Origin of the sequence: Dongia sp. (assembly GCF_041905885.1) — a bacterium.
Lineage (GTDB): Bacteria > Pseudomonadota > Alphaproteobacteria > Dongiales > Dongiaceae > Dongia.
Window position 1 is genome coordinate 112,715 of record NZ_JAYRKD010000017.1, and the last position, 14,809, is coordinate 127,523.

General features: G+C 67.3%; 14 protein-coding genes and 1 pseudogene. 12 read left to right on the forward strand and 3 right to left on the reverse strand.

Annotated elements, in window-relative coordinates:
* The first annotated feature begins 1 nt into the window (after window position 1).
* The 6 genes from ACH2CY_RS17525 to ACH2CY_RS17550 all read left to right on the forward strand — a co-directional run bounded on the left by ACH2CY_RS17525 (window position 2) and on the right by ACH2CY_RS17550 (window position 6,227).
* Window positions 2–1,840 carry a branched-chain amino acid ABC transporter ATP-binding protein/permease gene (locus ACH2CY_RS17525; protein WP_395020601.1) on the forward strand — a complete coding sequence of 613 codons (1,839 nt, stop codon included), beginning with the start codon at window positions 2–4 and terminating at the stop codon, window positions 1,838–1,840.
* Window positions 1,837–3,021 carry an ABC transporter substrate-binding protein gene (locus tag ACH2CY_RS17530; RefSeq protein WP_395020602.1) on the forward strand — a complete coding sequence of 395 codons (1,185 nt, stop codon included), beginning with the start codon at window positions 1,837–1,839 and terminating at the stop codon, window positions 3,019–3,021. Before ACH2CY_RS17525 ends, ACH2CY_RS17530 begins: the two co-directional genes overlap by 4 nt.
* 5 nt (window positions 3,022–3,026) lie before the next feature.
* A complete protein-coding gene (locus tag ACH2CY_RS17535; RefSeq protein WP_395020618.1) occupies window positions 3,027–3,746 on the forward strand; it encodes an ABC transporter ATP-binding protein in 720 nt (239 codons plus the stop codon).
* A complete protein-coding gene (locus tag ACH2CY_RS17540) occupies window positions 3,746–4,633 on the forward strand; it encodes a branched-chain amino acid ABC transporter permease (protein WP_395020603.1) in 888 nt (295 codons plus the stop codon). The genes ACH2CY_RS17535 and ACH2CY_RS17540 overlap by 1 nt, the downstream gene beginning before the upstream one ends.
* A gap of 14 nt (window positions 4,634–4,647) precedes the next feature.
* Entirely contained in the window at window positions 4,648–5,448 is an 801-nt protein-coding gene (locus ACH2CY_RS17545; RefSeq protein WP_395020604.1) for an alpha/beta fold hydrolase, read from the forward strand.
* 185 nt (window positions 5,449–5,633) lie between these two features.
* On the forward strand, window positions 5,634–6,227 hold the full coding sequence (locus ACH2CY_RS17550) for an endonuclease/exonuclease/phosphatase family protein (protein ID WP_395020605.1): 594 nt from the start codon (window positions 5,634–5,636) through the stop codon (window positions 6,225–6,227).
* On the opposite strand, the gene ACH2CY_RS17555 is transcribed toward ACH2CY_RS17550, so the two are convergent.
* On the reverse strand, window positions 6,224–7,663 hold the full coding sequence (locus ACH2CY_RS17555; RefSeq protein ID WP_395020606.1) for a phospholipase D-like domain-containing protein: 1,440 nt from the start codon (window positions 7,661–7,663) through the stop codon (window positions 6,224–6,226). The two genes, ACH2CY_RS17550 and ACH2CY_RS17555, sit on opposite strands and share 4 nt — an antisense overlap.
* Window positions 7,664–7,784: 121 nt before the next feature.
* Between ACH2CY_RS17555 and ACH2CY_RS17560 the strand changes: the two genes are divergently transcribed.
* From ACH2CY_RS17560 to ACH2CY_RS17570, 3 genes are read left to right on the forward strand one after another with little or no spacing between them, the layout of a single operon-like run.
* A complete protein-coding gene (locus ACH2CY_RS17560) occupies window positions 7,785–8,609 on the forward strand; it encodes an ABC transporter ATP-binding protein (RefSeq protein ID WP_395020607.1) in 825 nt (274 codons plus the stop codon).
* Window positions 8,606–10,159 (forward strand): hypothetical protein, encoded by a 1,554-nt coding sequence (locus tag ACH2CY_RS17565; RefSeq protein ID WP_395020608.1) that lies wholly within the window; start codon window positions 8,606–8,608, stop codon window positions 10,157–10,159. The genes ACH2CY_RS17560 and ACH2CY_RS17565 overlap by 4 nt, the downstream gene beginning before the upstream one ends.
* A gap of 14 nt (window positions 10,160–10,173) precedes the next feature.
* A complete protein-coding gene (locus tag ACH2CY_RS17570) occupies window positions 10,174–11,217 on the forward strand; it encodes a zinc-dependent alcohol dehydrogenase family protein (protein WP_395020609.1) in 1,044 nt (347 codons plus the stop codon).
* On the opposite strand, the gene ACH2CY_RS17575 is transcribed toward ACH2CY_RS17570, so the two are convergent.
* Window positions 11,214–11,993: a GGDEF domain-containing protein gene (locus ACH2CY_RS17575; protein ID WP_395020610.1), complete on the reverse strand. Its 780-nt coding sequence runs from the start codon at window positions 11,991–11,993 to the stop codon at window positions 11,214–11,216. The two genes, ACH2CY_RS17570 and ACH2CY_RS17575, sit on opposite strands and share 4 nt — an antisense overlap.
* A gap of 469 nt (window positions 11,994–12,462) precedes the next feature.
* Between ACH2CY_RS17575 and purE the strand changes: the two genes are divergently transcribed.
* Genes purE through ACH2CY_RS17590 form a run of 3 tightly spaced genes read left to right on the forward strand, consistent with a single transcriptional unit; the run spans window position 12,463 to window position 14,503 of the window.
* Window positions 12,463–12,957 carry a 5-(carboxyamino)imidazole ribonucleotide mutase gene (gene purE, locus ACH2CY_RS17580; RefSeq protein WP_395020619.1) on the forward strand — a complete coding sequence of 165 codons (495 nt, stop codon included), beginning with the start codon at window positions 12,463–12,465 and terminating at the stop codon, window positions 12,955–12,957.
* A 5-nt stretch (window positions 12,958–12,962) separates the two neighbouring features.
* On the forward strand, window positions 12,963–14,096 hold the full coding sequence (locus ACH2CY_RS17585; RefSeq protein WP_395020620.1) for a 5-(carboxyamino)imidazole ribonucleotide synthase: 1,134 nt from the start codon (window positions 12,963–12,965) through the stop codon (window positions 14,094–14,096).
* 8 nt (window positions 14,097–14,104) lie between these two features.
* Window positions 14,105–14,503 carry a hypothetical protein gene (locus tag ACH2CY_RS17590; protein WP_395020611.1) on the forward strand — a complete coding sequence of 133 codons (399 nt, stop codon included), beginning with the start codon at window positions 14,105–14,107 and terminating at the stop codon, window positions 14,501–14,503.
* A gap of 201 nt (window positions 14,504–14,704) precedes the next feature.
* Here ACH2CY_RS17590 and ACH2CY_RS17595 read toward each other — a convergent pair.
* Window positions 14,705–14,809, reverse strand: a pseudogene (locus ACH2CY_RS17595) (IS110 family transposase); the annotation flags it as partial.

Sequence of the window (14,809 nt, forward strand, 5' to 3'; positions counted from 1 at the left end):
CATGGGCAATCTCGAGCGCTGGCGAAATCCCCTGCTCGGCGGCTTGCTGCTCGCCTTGCCGCTGGTGCTGCTGGCCGTTCTCTTCTCGCAATTCGGCGGCGCCAGCCTGCAGCGCACCTATACGCTCTTCCTGATCAATCTGATCGCCGTGCTCGGCCTCGGCCTCTTCTCCGGCAATTCGGGAATCTTAAGCTTCGGCCATGTCGCCTTCATCGGTCTCGGCGCCTATCTCTCCGGCATCCTCACTCTGCCGCTCGACACCAAGGCCTCGACCTTGCCGAACCTGCCGGCCTTCCTCGCCTCGGTCGAATGGGGCCTGCCCCCGGCGCTGATCGTCACCATGATCGCGGTCGCGCTGATCGGCGCGGTGATCGGCCTGCCGATCGCGCGGATGGGCGGCGCCGCGGCGGTGATCGCCACCCTCGGCCTCCTGATGATCGTGCATGGCATCATCATCGGCGCCAGCGACTTCACCCGCGGCAGCAACGCCTTCCTCGGCGTGCCGCGGCTGACCGGGATCTGGACCGCGCTGGTCGTCGCCGTGCCGATCCTGCTCGCCGCCCGCGCCTTCCGCGATTCCAAGACCGGCGGCCAGTTGCGCGCCAGCCGCGAGGACGAAACCGCGGCCCGCGCGATCGGCGTCAACGTGGTGAAGCGCCGCCTGCTGGCCTGGACCTTGAGCGCCGGCATCGCCGCGGCCGCCGGCGTGCTGCTGGCGCATTTCCTCGGCGCCTTCTCGCCGTCCAAATTCTATTTCGACGACACGCTCACCCTGCTCACCATGCTGATCGTCGGCGGCATGACCACGGTCTCCGGCGCCGTGCTCGGCACCGTTGCCGTGACACTCACGATCGAGATCCTGCGCCGGGTGGAAAGCGGCATGGACCTGTTCGGCTACCGCACGCCGGAAGTCTTCGGCGTGACCGAGGCCGGCCTCTGCCTGCTGATCCTCTTCGTCATGTACAAGCGCCCCGCCGGCCTGTTCGGCCGTTTGGAGCTGGGCGAGGCCTGGCTCCGGCGGCGATCGGCCGGCGCAGGGGCACCCGTCTCCACCCCGGTCGCCGCCGGCGGCGCCTTGGAGGCGGAATCGATCACCAAGGATTTCGCCGGCCTGCGGGCACTGGACAATGTCAGCCTCAGCCTGAAGCCGGGCGAGATCCTCGGCCTGATCGGGCCGAACGGCTCCGGCAAGACCACCTTGCTCAACGTGATCTCCGGGTTGTTCGCGCCGACCGCAGGCGCGATCCGCATCGACGGCCAAATCGCGACCGACTGGCCCGCGCATGTGATCGCCCAGGCCGGGGTCGGCCGCACCTTCCAGAACATCCGGCTGTTCGGCCAGCTGAGCGTGATCGAGAATGTCGAGATCAGCGCCCGGGTAAGCGAAGCGACGGATGATCCGCATGCCTTCGCCATGCAGCTGCTGGCCGAGTTCGGCCTTGCCGATTTCGCCGATCGGCCGGCTGCGGCGCTCGACTACGGCGCCCAGCGCCGGCTGGAGATCGCCCGCGCCCTCGCCCTGCGCCCGCGCTACCTGCTGCTGGACGAGCCGGCCGCCGGCATGAACCCGACGGAATCCAACGCGCTGCTGCAGGAGCTGGCGAAGCTTCGCCAGCGCACCGGCATCGGCCTCTTGGTAATCGACCACGACATGTCGCTGATCATGCGGCTCTGCGACCGCATCGTCGTGCTGAACCGCGGCCAGATGATCGCCGAAGGCGACCCCAAGACCATCCAGAGCAACCCCGCCGTCATCGAGGCCTATATCGGCCGCAAGCGGGCCAGAAGGACCGAGAACAACAGGAACGAACACAACAACCAACAGGGAGCAGGATCATGAACAGGTTCGCGATTGCATTGTCTTTTGCGGCCGGCATCGGCGTCAGCCTTGCCGCTCCGCTCGCGCAGGCCGAGGACACGCTGACCATCGGCGCCGCCATCTCCAAGACCGGCTGGAACGCGCCCTATGACTCGCCGGTGATGGACGGCTTCGCCGTCGCCATGGACGAGATCAACGCCGCCGGCGGCATCGCCGGCAAATACAAGGTCGAGGTCGTCACCCGCGACAACCGCTCGGACAACGCGCAGAATGCGATCGTGACCCAGGACCTCCTGGACCAGGGCGTCGGCATGATGTTGGTCGCCTGCGATTCCAGCATGGTGCATGCGACCGCGGCGCTGATCCTCGCCGCGAGGATCCCGGCGATCTCCACCTGCTCCTCCTCGCCCACCCTGCCGCTGACCGGCAAGGGCTACATCTTCGCCAATGCGGTCACCGACAACGTGCAGGGCGCGGCGCAGGCGGAATATGCCAACAGCCAGGGCTTCAAGAACGCCTATCTGCTGCGCTCGCCGGACATCGAATACACCCAGATGCCGCTCTACTTCAAAGAGGCCTTCGAGAAGCTGGGCGGCAAGGTGATCGGCGAGAGCATCTATGCCCTGAACCAGCCCGACTTCTCCGCCGAAGTCACCAAGATCAAGGCATTGGACCCGCAGCCGGACGTGATCGTCACCTCCGCCTTCGAGCCGGATTTCCCGGCCTTCATCCGCCAGCTGCGCGGCGCCGGCGTGAAGATCCCGGTGGTCTGCGGCGACGGCATCGACTCACCCACCACCTTTGCGCTGGGTGATGTGGTCGAAGGCGTGGTGTTCACCTCGTCCGGCTTCGCCGCGCCGGGCAGCCCGATGGCGGCCTATCAGGACAAGTACAAGGCCAAGTTCGGCAAGGCGCCGGAATCGATCATGGACGCGCTCGGCTATGACCTCGCCAAGGTGATCGAGGCCGCGGTCACCAAGGCCGACAGTATCGAGCCGGAGAAGATCCGCGCCGCCCTCGCCGACCTGACCGACGTGCAGGGCGCCACCGCGGTGATCAGTTACAAGGGCGGCAACGGCACGCCGACCCGGCCGGTCAACGTGCTCCGGATCGAGGGCAACAAGCGCGTCCTGGTCAGCCAGACCGCGCCGGACCCGGCGATCATCCCGGCCCCGCGCCTGGACCTGAACGCCGCGCAATGACCACTATGCTGAGCATCGCGGATCTCGACGTGCGTTACGGCGCCATTCAAGCCGTGCGCGGCGTCAGCCTGGATGTGGCCGAGGGCGAGATCGTCGCCGTGCTGGGTGCCAACGGCGCCGGCAAGACGACGACGCTCAAGGCCGCGGTCGGGCTGGTCGCCGCGACGCGCGGCGAGATCCGCCTTGCCGGCAAGCCCATCACTGGCCGCGACACCGAGGACATCGTCATCGCCGGCATGACCCTGGTGCCGGAAGGCCGCCGGGTCTTCCCCTCGCTCACCGTGGCCGAGAATCTCCGGCTGGGTGCGGCGACGCGCAAGAATGCCGCGGAGATCGAGCAGAGCCGCAGCGAAGTCCTCACCCTCTTCCCGATCCTCGCCGAACGCGCCAACCAGGCGGCCGGCACTCTCTCTGGCGGGCAGCAACAACAGCTCGCCATCGCCCGCGCGCTGATGTCGGCGCCGAAGCTGCTGCTGCTCGACGAGCCCTCGCTCGGTCTCGCCCCGCAGGTGGTGGATGACATCTTCGACCTGATCCTGCGCTTGAAGGCCCGTGGCCTCACCATCCTGCTGGTCGAGCAGGATGCGGTCGCCGCCCTCGACATCGCCGACCGCGCCTATGTCATGGCCAACGGCCGCGTGGTCATGAGCGGCGATGCCGCAACTCTCCGCGCCTCCGACGAGGTCGCGCATGCCTATCTCGGCGCTGCTGCGGAATCCGTCTGATGGGCTATTTCCTCGAGCAAGCCGGCAATGCCTTGAGCCTCGGCGGCATCTATGCGCTGCTCGCGATCGGCCTGGCGGTGGTCTATTCGATCCTCGGGCTGATCAATTTCGCCCATGGCGCGCTGATGACCCTGACCGGCTATATCCTGGTCTTCACCGCCTCGGCCGGCCTGCCCTTCGCGATCGGCGCGCCGATTGCCGTGCTGGTGATCATGGCGAGCGCCGTGCTGCTCGAGCGCATCGCCTTCCGCCCGGTGCGCGGCGCCAGCGGCGCCACCATGCTGCTCACCAGCTTCGCCGTCGCGGTGCTGCTGCAGCTTGCCTTCCAGCTCTTCATCTCGACCCGGCCACAAGTCGTGCCGCTGCCGGCGATGCTGACCACCACGCTCGATCTCGGCGGCTTCGCGATCGGTGTCAACCGCATCATCTCGGTCGTCGTCGCGGTCGTGGTGCTGGTGGCGCTCAACCAGTTCCTGAAACGCACCATCCTCGGCCTCGCCATGCGCGCCGCCGCCGAGGATTTCGACGTGACCCGGCTGATGGGCATCCGCGCCAACTGGGTCATCGCCACCGCCTTCGCGATTTCCGGCCTTCTCGCCGCGGTCGCCTCGGTGCTCTGGATCGCCCAGCGTTCCTCGGTCGACCCGATGATGGGCTTGATCCCGGTGCTCAAGGCCTTCATCGCCACGACGCTCGGCGGCCTCGGCAGCCTGCAGGGCGCGGTGCTCGGCGGCCTGCTGCTGGGCGTGATCGAGATCACCCTCGCCGCCTATCTGCCGCAAGCGGCGCTCCCCTATCAGGGCGCGATCACGCTCGGCGTCGTCATTTTGGTTCTGGTGGTCCGACCGCAGGGACTTATCGGTCCGCGCAAGGAAGCCGTGAAGTAAAAGGAGACAGACCCATGCCCATGACCAAGGTGAACGGCGTCGATATCAACTACGAGCTCGAAGGCGACGGCAAAGAGACGATCGTTCTGATCAACGGCCTCGCCGACGATCTCACCACCTGGTTCGGCCAGATGCCGGATTTCCTCGCCGCCGGATATCGTGTCTTGCGCTTCGACAACCGCGGCATCGGCAAGTCCGGCCGCCCGAAAGGGCCCTACACCACCGCGCAGATGGCGCAGGATGCGAAGGCCCTGGTCGATTCGCTCGGCCTCAAGGACTTCCACCTGGTCGGCGTCTCCATGGGCGGCATGATCTCCCAGGAATACGCGCTCGCCTATCAGGGCGATCTCCGCTCGCTGACGCTCTGCTGCACCTATGCCGCGCCCGGCCCGTTCTGCTCGCGCATGTTCAAGCTCTGGCAGGACATGGCGCCGGTCATGGGCGTGCCGACGGTGATGCGCGACGTGACGCTCTGGGCCTTCACCCAGGACTTCTTCCTGAACCAGGAACCGACCCTGAAGGAGTTCGAGGCGGCGATGGCGGCGATGGACCAGCCCACCGAGGTCTATCTCTCCCAGTTGCACGCCATCCAGGTCCATGACACGCGGTCGCGCTTGAGGAACATCAAGGTGCCGACCCTCGTGCTGGCCGGCGCCGACGACATCCTCATCCCGATGAACCTCTCCGAGGAGCTGCATTCGCTAATCCCCGGCGCGTCCTTCGCCACCGCCAAGGGCGGCCACGCCTTCCTCTGGGAATTCCCCCAGCCCTATAACGAGGCGGTGCTGAACTTCGTCGGCAAGCACCGCAGGTAGAGTGCTAGAACCTTCCCTCAATCGTCATGGTACGCGGAGGCGTACCATCACGAGTTCGAATCCGTCGCTCGATGCAAACTCGTCATGGTCGGCCTTTGCCGATCATGACGAAACAAAAAAGGGGGCGCAGCGACGGCGCGGAACGCTAAACTCCCTTTCGGGGTTGGATTCCCGAGGGAAGCATCGTGAAGGTCATCAGCTGGAATCTGTGGCATCGCGGCGGCGCGGTTCGGGATCATCTCGCCGCGCTGGTCGAGGCCGAGCGCCCGGATCTGCTGCTGATGCAGGAGGCGAAATCCTCGCTGGCGCATCTGACCGACCTGGTCGGCGGCCATTTCCACTTCCTGCCCTTGCCGAAGCGGGTCTATGGCCTCGGCGCCTGGACGCCGCACGACATACCCGAGCCGAGCTTCGTTGAGCTGCCGAGCTCCAACCTGCCGGGCCGGGTGCCGCCGCGCCTGGCGCAGCTGCTGCGGGTGAAGGCGATCGACTTCGCCAATGTGCATCTCTCGCACGGCCAGCTGCTGAACCGCCGCCAGCTCCGCACCGCGGCCGACCGGCTGCACGGGCCGGCGGCGATCATCGGCGACTACAATGCCGTCGGCCAGATCCGGCTCCAGGGCTTCCACGACGCCGGTCCCCGCGAGCGCACGCATAAATACCGCACCCGGCTCGACCGCTGCTTCGTGCGCCAGCTGCATTGCAACCACCCGACCGTGCTCGACCGCGGCCCCTCCGACCATCACCCGATCCGGATGGAATTGGCGCCGGCGCCCTAGAGATAGGGCAGCAGCAGCCGGACCGCGCGGTTCCGGAGCCGCATCCAGAACGGTCGCGCGTAGATCCACTTCAAGGTGACCTCCGTCCCCTGCCGCGCCGCGATCTTCTCCGACAGCATCGCGGTGAAGTCCGGGTCGTAGATCTCCATGTTGAGCTCAAAGTTGAGCCTGAGACTCCGCTGGTCCCAGTTGGCGCTGCCGACCAGCGACCAGCCGCCGTCGATGGTCATTAGCTTGGCATGCTCGAAGGGCTGCGGCGCCCGCCAGAACCGCGCGCCGGCGATCAGCAACGGCGCGATATGCGCCATCACCGCCCAATCCATGATCTTGTGGTCGCTGTTCTCGGGGATGACGATGTCCACATCGACGCCGCGCATCGCGGCCAGTTCCAGGGCCGCCACCAGGCGCTCGTCGGGCAGGAAGTATGGCGTCACGACCTTGATCGCGCGCTGCGCCGAGCCGATCGCCTGCAGGAACATGAACTCGATCTTCTCGAGATCCTGGTCCGGGCCCGAGGTCACCACCCGCGCCAGCGCCTTGCCGCTCTCGACATGCGCGGGAAACCAGGTGAGGCCCCTGAGCTCCTCGCCGGTCGCGAATTCCCAGTCGGTGACGAAGGCCTCGGTGATCTGCTCGACCACCGGGCCCTTGACCTCGAAATGCATGTCGCGGACCGCGCTGCGCGGATCGCAGGCCTTCAGATTCTGCGCGCTGATGTTGAGGCCGCCGATGAAGCCGAGCCTGCCGTCCACCACCAGGATCTTCTTGTGGTTCCGGAGATTGAGGAAGGCCATCCGCCAGGGTAGCCAGGAATGCAGGAAGCGCACGACATTGACCCCGCCGCGGGCCAGCCGATGGACCGCCGGCGAGAAGAAATAGCCGCTGCCCAGCCCGTCGATGATGACGCGCACCTCGACCCCGCGGCGCTTGGCGGCGATCAGGGCCGCGATGAACGGGTTGCCGGCCTCGTCCGCCACGAAGATGTAGCTGGAAAGCCCGATGCTGACCTTGGCCTCGGCCATCGCCTGCAGCATCGCCGGATAGGCTTCATCGCCGTTCCGCAGCAGCCGGACGGAATTGCCGGCCAGGGTCGGGCGCCGGGTGAGGACGCCGACCGCGCGCTCCAGCGCCGCATATTTCTCGCTGCGCAGGATGCCCATCGGCGGCGGCGGCGGACGCCGCGCCGCATAGCGCCGGCTGATCCGATAGGCGCGGCGCCGCACCCGGTTGATGCCGAACAGCCAATAAAGTCCCGGACCGATGATGGGCGAGAGCCAGGCCAGCCCCATCCAGCCGATCGCCGCGGCGACGTCGCGCTTGTGCAGCAGGACATGCACGGTCACCGCGACGGCCAGGCCGACATGCAGGGCCGTGCCGATGATGGCGCCGTAGGCATTCCAGAAATGCTGAAACGCCCAGAGACTGAAGGATGCCATTCGCGCCCGCCCTGCCGCCCGAGACCGAAACAACACTCCGGCGCTGCGGAAGTTACTTTGAACCGCCGGGACGGCACAATTGCAAACCTTGTTAAGGGCTTGGCAATAGTGACAGGGCTCAATGGACCCGGCATTCTGGGCCGAGGACGACAGCATGATCGTGCGGGACATGGATTCGAACCGAGGCGGCGGTGGGTCGGAAAGCGCGTTGGCCGTCAGCGGCCTGCGCAAGGTCTTCCAGCGCCCGGCGGTCGACGGCCTCGACCTCACCATCCGGCGCGGCGAGTTCTACGCCTTGCTCGGCCCCAACGGCGCCGGCAAGACCACGACGCTCCGCATGGTCGCCGGGCTGATGAAGCCCGACGCCGGCAGCGTTTCGATCTTCGGCATCGACGCCCTGGCCCAGCCCAATGCGGCCAAGCAGATCACCGCCTGGGTCAGCGACGAGCCGATGATCTACGACAAGCTGACGCCGCTCGAATACCTCGCCTTCGTCGCCGGCCTTTGGGGCGTCGATCCGAAGCTCGCCGAGACCAACGCCCGCGACCTGCTGCGCTGGCTGGAGCTCGCACCCAACGCCGACGAACGCTGCGAGGGCTTCTCCAAGGGCATGCGGCAGAAGGTGGCCTTGGCGGGAGCGCTGGTCCACGACCCGAAGCTGATCATCCTCGACGAGCCGCTGACCGGCCTCGACGCAAGAGCGGCGCGGCTGGTCAAGGACGTGCTGCTGGAGAAGGTGCGGCATGGCTGCACCGTGATCATGACCACGCATATCCTCGAAGTCGCCGAGCGCATGGCCGAGCGGATCGGCGTCATTTCCCGCGGCAAGCTGATCGCCGAGGGCACGTTGGACGAGCTCCGGCACCAGGCCGGATCCCAGGTCGGCGATACCAGCCTCGAAGACGTCTTCCTCACCCTGGTCTCGGACGAAGAGCCGGCACGATGAGCGAAGCCGCGACGCATCCGCGCTCGCTGCTCTGGCTGGCGCGGCAGGAAAGCCGCCTCTCCTGGCGCGACCTCGTCTGGCTGATGACGGCCGGCTATCGCTGGCGCAGCCGCTCGGTGGTGATCTGGCTGCTGGTGGTCACGGTCATCATGCATTTCATCGCCTGGGGCATGGTGGCGCGCTATGCCGAGATCGGCCTCGGCGCCGGGATCGAGTCCCTCACCGCGATCACCGGCAGCATCGGCCTCGCCTTCTTCCTGATGCTCTCCCAGGCCTTGGAGCAGGTGACCCGCCTGTTCTACGGCCGCGGCGATCTCGACCTGCTGAAATCCTCGCCGGTCTCGCTCCGCCGCGTGCTGGGTTTGCGCGTGCTCTCGGTCGCGACCTCGACCTGTGCCATGACCATCTTCGTCGCCGGCCCCTTCATCAACGTGCTGACCTTCGAGGGTGGACCGCGCTGGCTCTGCGGCTACGGCGTCGCCATCGCCGGCGGTCTCGGCGCTTCGGGGATCGCGCTGGTGCTGACCTCGGCCCTGTTCGACCTGATGGGGGCGAGGCGCACCCGGCTCGCCGCGCAGATCGTCGCCGCGGTGATCGGCTCGGCCTTCATCATCGCGATCCAGGTGGTGGCGATCGTCTCGATCGGCACCATGTCGCAATCGGCCTTCTTCCATTCGGAATCGGTGATCGCCCATGCACCCGACCCGGACAGCCCGTTCTGGCTCCCGGCCCGCGCCATCCTCGGCGACCCGGTGCCGCTGCTCGGCGTCCTCATCATCGGCGTCGCCATGTTCGCGATCCCGGTGCTGCTGCTGGCGGGACGGCTCGGCGACTACGCGATGGCCGCAGCCAGCGCGGATCTCGCGCTCGGCCACAGCACCCGCGTCGGCTTCACCACGCTCTTCCTCGGCCGCTTCCGCGCGACCTCCAGCGCGGCGCTGCTGCGGCGCAAGGAATGGGTGCTGCTGCTGCGCGATCCCTGGCTCGCCTCGCAGAGCCTGATGCAGCTGCTCTACCTCATCCCGCCGGCGATCTTCCTCTGGCGCTCCTACGGCGAAACCCAAGGCGCGCTGATCGTGCTGGCGCCGGTGCTCACCATGGCGGCAGGCCAGCTCGGCGGCGGCCTCGCCTGGCTCGCGGTCTCCGGCGAGGACGCGCCGGACCTGATCGCCTCGGCGCCGATCACCGAGCGCCGCATGATCCTCGCCAAGGTGCAGTCGGTGCTGCTGGCGATCATGCTGGTCTTCGCGCCCTTCCTGATCGCGATGGCCGGGCGCTCGCTGCAGATCGCCGGCATCGTCGCGGTCGGCATCGCGGTCGCGGCCACCTCCTCGACCCTGATCCAGGTCTGGTTCCGCAGCCAGGCCAAGCGCCGCTACTTCCGCCGCCGCCAGACCTCGTCCCGGATCGCGACCTTCGCCGAAGCCTTCTCCTCGGTCGCCTGGGCCGGCGCGGCGGCGATCGCCGCCGGCGGTTCCTGGGTCGCGATCGGCCCGACCGTGATCGCGCTGATGGTGCTGGCCGGGGCCTGGATCATCAGACCGAAATGACGAAGAGTTAGAACATGCGCGCCGCCCTCATCGAGACCTTCAAGCAACCGCTCGTCGTCCGCGACGTCCCCGAACCGCAATGCCCGCCGGACGGCGCCATCGTCGGCGTGAAGGCTTGCGGCGTCTGCCGTTCCGACTGGCATGCCTGGACCGGCGCCGACCCCGATGTCGCCGCGCCGCATGTGCCCGGCCATGAGTTCGCCGGCATCGTCGAGGAAGTCGGCCGCGACTGCCGGCGCTTCAAGCGCGGCGACCGCGTCACCGCGCCCTTCATCCTCGCCTGCGGGCAATGCCCGGACTGCGTCGGCGGCGATCCGACGGTCTGCAATCACCAGCATGTGGTCGGCTTCTCCTCCTGGGGCGCCTTCGCCGAGCGCATCGCCGTGCCGCGCGCCGATTTCAACCTGGTGCGCCTGCCGGAGACGATCGACTTCACATCCGCCGCCGGCATGGGCTGCCGCGTCACCACCTCATTCCGCGCCGTGGTTGACCGTGCACGGTTGCAGCCCGGCGAATGGCTGGCGATCCACGGCGCCGGCGGCGTCGGCCTTTCGGCGCTGCTGATCGGCAAGGCGATCGGCGCCTCGGTGCTGGCAATCGATGTGAACGAAGATGCGCTCAAGCTCGCGCGCGATCTCGGCGCCACCAAGACCTTGAACGTCGCCGGGATCGCCGATGTCGGCGCCGCGGTGCGCGAGGCGACCGACGGTGGCGCGCATGTGTCGCTGGATGCGCTCGGCATCACCGCGACCTTCCACAATTCGATCCGCGGCCTGCGCAAGCTCGGCCGCCATGTGCAGATCGGCATGCCCCTGGGATCTCACGCCGAGCCGACCATTCCGCTGCTGGAGCTGGTCTATTCCCGGCAGATCAGCGTCATGGGCACGCGCGGCATTCCGGCCAGCCGCTTCCCGGCCTTGTTCGCGATGATCGCCGCCGGCCATCTCGACCCGGCACGGCTGGTGACGCAGAGGATTTCATTGGCGCAGGCGGGACCCGCCCTGGAAGCGATGAACGGCTACACCGGCGCCGGCATCACGGTGATCGACCGCTTCTAGTTCTCGCCGGTACCGCCGCGCGGCGGCTTGCCCTCGTAGTGCTTCTTCTTCTCTTTATACATCGAGGCATCGGCCTGGCTGAGCGCGTCATCGGCCGATTGCTCGCTGGAGAACTGGTGGATGCCGACCGCGCAGGACAGCGTGATCTCGTTGCCCTCCCAGACCATCGGCGAGACCTTGATCACGTCGAGCAGGTGCTGCGCCTTCTCCTCCGCCTGCGGCCGGTCGGCCTGGGCCAGGATCACCCCGAACTCGTCACCGCCCAACCGCCCGACCACGTCGGAATCCCGGACATTGTTGACCAGCAGGCTGGCGAAATGCTGCAGCACCGCGTCGCCCGCGGCATGGCCGAAGCGGTCGTTGATGATCTTCATGCCGTTCAGGTCGAAATAGAGCACCGAGCCCGGCGAGCCATAGCGCTCCGAATAGGAAATCAGCCGCGTCAGCTCGCGCACGAAGGCGCGGCGGTTGGCGATCGGCAGCATCGCGTCCTCGTCGGCGAGGCGCTCGAGATGGTTGATGCGCTTGCGGGTCCGCTGCAGCTCGTCGCGCAGGTTGGCGACTTCGTCCAGCAGGGTCTGCAGGGCGGCGCGAACCGCGGGCGAAAGCTCGGTCTCGGTCAGGCCCAGGAAAGTGGCGGTGTCGACCGGCTCGGCGTGGGTGACATCCCCGGTCTTGGCGACGGATTCGGCGGCGCTCTTCTTGGCGACCTTGGCGACCGGACGGGGTCCGACCACCGCGCCTGCGCCGGGTATCGCCTTTTCACGAACTCTCATCCTGCCGCCTCGCCGCGGAACTTGCCGTTCTGGCCCGAGGCGGTCTTCCGACCCCGGCTGCCCGTCTCATCCCCGCCCCGGTCCACCCATTGAACATGAGGAGTCCCCGGCGGAATCTCAGCACAGAAATCCTATTCGACCGTAGTTAACAGCGGCTTAACCCCGGCAAAAATTGCAGCCCCCGCGGCCGCCCCGTTTCGCACCCCGCCGCCGGCGATGATGCGCGATTCGAAGGACCCGCGCCATGGCTCCCGCGCACCAGTAATAATCCAGTAGGGTCAAAGACTTGGCTTGTGTTCCTGGGTTCGCTACCTATAATCCCGCCTTCGCCGTCGGGAGTGGATTGGACATGGCCATCGCTAAAGCGTCAAAGAAGCCGGAGCTGAAGAAGGCCTCGGCTCGCTCTGCTGTGGCGAAGCGCCGCTCCTCCGGCCGGCCCCCCAAGGGACGCCCTCTCGTCGGCATCATCATGGGCAGCCAGTCGGACTGGCAGACCATGCACCATGCCGCGACCCTGCTGGAGCAGCTGGGCGTCGCCCATGAGACCCGGATCGTTTCCGCCCACCGCACCCCGCGCCGGATGATCGACTACGCCGAGACCGCCAAGTCCCGCGGCATCAGGGTGATCATCGCCGGGGCCGGCGGCGCCGCGCATCTGCCCGGCATGACCGCCTCGCTGACCGACCTGCCGGTCTTGGGCGTGCCCGTGGAATCCGCGGCCCTGAAGGGCCAGGACAGCCTGCTCTCGATCGTGCAGATGCCGGCCGGCGTCCCGGTCGGCACGCTCGCGATCGGCCGGGCCGGCGCGGTCAATGCCGGCCTGCTCGCCGCCTCGATCCTGGCGCTCTCCGACCCGAAGCTCGCGGCCAGGCTCGCCGCCTACCGCAAGCGCCAGACTGCCGAGGTCGCGCAGCATCCGGCCCACGCGCCGGCCCATGGTGCGCCGGGAGCGGGGGCCCATTGAACACGATGAATCCCGCGGCTCCGAAAACCGCCGACCAGAACCAGGTCATCGCGCCCGGTGGTGTCATCGGCATCCTGGGCGGCGGCCAGCTCGGCCGCATGACGGCGATGGCGGCCGCGCGGCTGGGCTATCGCGTCCACACCTTCTGCCCGGACCGCAATTCGCCGGCCTCGCATGTCTCCTGGCACAACACCGTTGCGGCCTACGACAACAAGTCGGCCCTCAAGGCATTCGCGGAAAGTGTCGACGTCGTCACCTTCGAGTTCGAGAACATCCCCTCGGCCACCACCGAATATCTCGCTGCGCTGAAGCCCACCCGGCCGAAGCCCAACGTCCTCTACCTCACCCAGGAGCGGCTGCGCGAGAAGCGGTTCCTTGCGTCCATCAACGTGCCGACCACCAAGTTCCTCGACGTGGCGCGGATGGAGGCGCTGGAATCCGCGGTGAAGGCGCTGGGCCGACCGGCGATCCTGAAGAGCGCCGAGTTCGGCTATGACGGCAAGGGCCAGGTCCGCATCGACGGCGACATGGACCTGTTCGAAGCCTGGGTGAAGATGGGCGGCGAGGTCGGCATCCTCGAAGCCTATGTCGATTTCGTGCGCGAAATCTCGGTCATTGTCGCCCGCGCGCCGGATGGCTCCACGGCGATCTATCAGCCGGTCGAGAACCAGCACAAGAACCACATCCTCGACGTGACCCTGGTCCCCGCGCGGATCTCGCAAGCGGTGGCCGGCCGCGCCGAGGCGATCGCCCGCCATATCGCCACCGAGATCGGCCTCGTGGGCCTGCTCGCGGTCGAGATGTTCGTGACCCACAACGACGAAGTGCTGGTCAACGAGCTCGCCCCGCGCCCGCACAATTCCGGCCACTGGACCATCGACGGCTGCATCACCAGCCAGTTCGAGCAGTTCGTCCGCGCGGTCTGCGGCCTGTCGCTGGGTTCGACGGAGCGCCATTCCGACGCCATGATGAAGAACCTGATCGGCGACGACGTCAGCGGCTGGAAGGAGCTGTTGAACGATCCCGCCGTGAAGCTCCATCTCTACGGCAAGACCGAGGCGCGCCCCGGCCGCAAGATGGGCCACTACACCCGCCTCTCGCCCAAGGCCGGCGGGCGCAACGGCGACGACCGGCGCTGACGACGATGATGCGTGTCGTATTCCTGCTGCTGGCCGGACTGGCGATCGGCGGCTGCACTCAAACGCAAGACCGGGCGACGATCCCGCCGCTGCAGAGCTCTGGCGCCAACTGCACCGGGCATTTCCAGTTCGACACCGAGCATTCCGGCACCGGCAACTCGGAATGCCGCGTCGGTCGCGGCGTGGCCTTCAGCGCCAAGACAGAGGATCAGCTCACGCCCGGCCTGGCCTGCAATTACGCGCTGTTCTATGCGAGCGCCAACAACGGCACCGGCGAGCTTGCCTGCAGCGACGGTTCGACCGGCGTCTTCAAGTTCCAGGAAGACAGCAACCACCGGAACGGCGCCTTTGCCGTGAAACTGAAAGACGGCCGCGTCTTCCGGTTCACCTACTACACCTCCGGTTAGCGGTCGCCGCGCGCGTCAAACTCGCTCGTCATCCCGGGGCTGGGCTTACCAAGCCTCAAGCTGCGGCAAGACCTCACCCCAACCCTCTCCCTACGGGCGAGGGGGCTCACCGACTGAAGTCATCCCCGAGTCAGAAAGGCCGGTGCCACAGCGTCCCCTCGCCCATAGGGAGATGGACAGGGTGAGCGACTGTCTTCGTCGTCAAGCGCTTTGCCATGATGTTTTGTCCCGGATCATTGCGTTGAGGATGGTGAGGAGTTTTCGCATGACCGCGACCAGGGCGAGTTTTTTGGCTTTGCCGGCCTG